The following is a 2,648-nucleotide window of genomic DNA, read 5'->3' on the forward strand; positions in this document are numbered from 1 at the left end:
CTGTATGTCATGTTCTATAAATATTTTATATAAATTTTTTGCGATATTTCTTTAATGATGGTTCTCATGTGCGGCGGACTAATTACTTCCACCTGATCTCCAAAGCTTAGAATCAATCCGTAGAGCCAATTGTTCTCCGGCATAAATACATTAACCAGTATCCTTCCATCCTCAGATTTTTCAATATGTGAACCGAAACAGTCCACCACTACGCTCTCCATCTCTTTTTCAAAAATTAGCTGCAACGAAACCATATTTTCAGGCTTTTGCCATTGGCTCTCCCAGGGAAATCCTTCTCCAGGTACTTCCCTTTTAACAAAGTTTGTATCTGATATAGCAAGCTCACTCATTCTGGAAAGCTTGAATAACCTAAAATCCTGCCTCAATTGGCACCATCCGTAGAGATACCATTTCTGGGCTTTCAATAGCAGCGAATAAGGCTCTACTATACGAGCAGTCTTCTCACCATTTGTGTCTGTATATGTAAAACTTACTTCTTTTGAATCTTCAATAGCCTTATGGATCAATGCCGCCTTTGCCTTTGTCGATCCATCCTCTCCCCATGGAGAAGGATCTATGACGAGGCGATTAGCTTTTGAATTTACATTCTCAAGTTGAGAGGCGGATAAAGTATTCTTGAACTTCTCCATGAGCACCTCATGCCTGCTGTCAGGAAATGTCCTTGCCACCCCTCTGAGAGTAGTAATAATCTCAGCCATCTCATCCTCAGTCAATACGCTTTTATCAAGGCGGTAACCCTCGGCAATCCCTATCCCTCCATTGGCGCCCTGATAGGTGACAACAGGTATGCCTGCAAGGTTTATTGCTTCCACATCCCTCAGTATAGTTCTAACAGAGACTTCAAACATTTGAGCCAGTTCTTTTGCCTGCACTCTTTCTTTTCTCAGAAGCATCACTAATATGGAAACCAGTCTGTCAAGCTTCAATATACCACCACCCAGCTAATCAATTAACCATATTATACCATATACCTATTTTTCTACAACTACACTTCCATCTTTAATTACCATTTTCACATTACTAATACATTCCAAATTCTTCAGCGGATTTCCTTCAACAATAAGCATATCTGCCCTTTTTCCTGCTTCAATGGTACCGACTTCCTTGTCTATCCCGCATATCTCAGCCCCATGCCTGGTTGCTGCAACAATTATCTGCATATTCGTAAGTCCTGCTTCTTTTAAAAGCTGCAGTTCCAGCATAGGCATACCCGGCCTGTACCAAGGCATCTCTTCTTCAAGAAAATCATCGCCCAGTCCAATTTTTCCGCCCATCTGCACAAACCTATATACATTCTCCATTCCCTTTTCAAGCACGGGAACACCATATTTGTCATTGATCATTTTTAAAACTGTAAGGGTGGGAACAACGTATACTTTTTTTGCCACCATCTCTTGAATGAGTTCATCTGACAAATCATCATAAACAATATGCCCTGCATCATCGATGCCTGCATCCACAAGCCTCTTCAGGTTATGCGCCTGTGTGACATGTGCAGATACTCTGGCACCTCTTTTGTGAGCTTCGTCACAGATAGCCTTAAGCAGCCCGTCTGACAGCTTTGGCAACCCAAAGGTGCTCGGGTCAAGTCCATCCTCCAATACTGTCTTTATCATATCAATACCTTTGTCCAGCACTTCATTTACTTTATTCCTTGCTTCCTCTTCAGTCCTTATGCTTATCGGTTCCATCCCCCCATAACCTCCGGGTGCTGAAAAGAATTTCCCGGTGGTTATAATCCTTGGATAATACATAGTTTCATCAAGCATTCTTTTCTTCTCAATTGCATCCTTAATAGGATCATCTGTCAGCATACCCTCATCACGAACTGTTGTTATCCCTTCATTTATGCAAGCTCTCAAGTAATCCAGCTGAAAATCCCTCAAGGGTTCATTTTTTACATGCTTAAAGCCCGAGTGTGCATGGGAATTGATGAACCCTGGCAATATAGTCAAGCCGTTCAGTTCAATAATCCTATCATATTCACAATTCATATGCTCGTCGTTACCCTTAAAAACTGATGCAATTTTCCCATTTAAAATGCTTACTGATATGTTATCAGCCTCTTTTGCTCCCGCTCCGTCTATAAGCAATCCATTTCTCAATAGTATATTGTTGTGCATACCTTTCACCTCCTGTTGATATCCATCTGATTCTATGGAAGATTTATACCCCCACCTGTAGATATGAGACATCTTAGCTTGTTACAAAATATTCACCTGCACCATCCATAAACAGAATAGCAGACTTGAGATATTCCATGCAATGAGCAGTATGTTATCCGGCTTGAATACCTTTCTTACCAATAAATATGCCGTGTATAGAATACCTCCTACGCTTGTAGTCGCTACAAGCAGCGCAAATATTCTTATAGGAACGGAATAGCTAAGCAGATTAAAATTGCTCAAACCGGTAAAAATCAAGCAGCACATGACGATGAACCAGGCGCAATGAATGATTGACAATACTGAAATAAAATGCTCCTTCCTATCCTTTCTCCTGCCGGACAGCCTCATGATTCCTGCAGCTGCCACAAGGAGCGACAACACTGCAAACATTGCTGCAACGAGCATCTGTATCATGCCGCTCTCATACCAATGAATCCGTACATAAGATATTGCAGTATT

General features: G+C 41.4%; 3 protein-coding genes. All 3 read right to left on the reverse strand.

Annotated elements, in window-relative coordinates; genetic code table 11:
- Positions 1-14 precede the first annotated feature (14 nt).
- A complete protein-coding gene (locus ACESM9_RS12130) occupies positions 15-947 on the reverse strand; it encodes a helix-turn-helix transcriptional regulator (protein ID WP_372998925.1) in 933 nt (310 codons plus the stop codon).
- 45 nt (positions 948-992) lie between these two features.
- Positions 993-2,144, reverse strand: coding sequence for an amidohydrolase family protein (locus ACESM9_RS12135; protein ID WP_372998928.1), 1,152 nt, complete (start codon positions 2,142-2,144; stop codon positions 993-995).
- Between the two features lie 81 nt (positions 2,145-2,225).
- Positions 2,226-2,648: hypothetical protein (locus tag ACESM9_RS12140; protein ID WP_372998931.1), on the reverse strand; the 423-nt coding region annotated here is incomplete at its 5' end.

This window comes from Lutispora sp. (assembly GCF_041687175.1).
In the GTDB taxonomy this organism is placed as follows: domain Bacteria; phylum Bacillota; class Clostridia; order Lutisporales; family Lutisporaceae; genus Lutispora.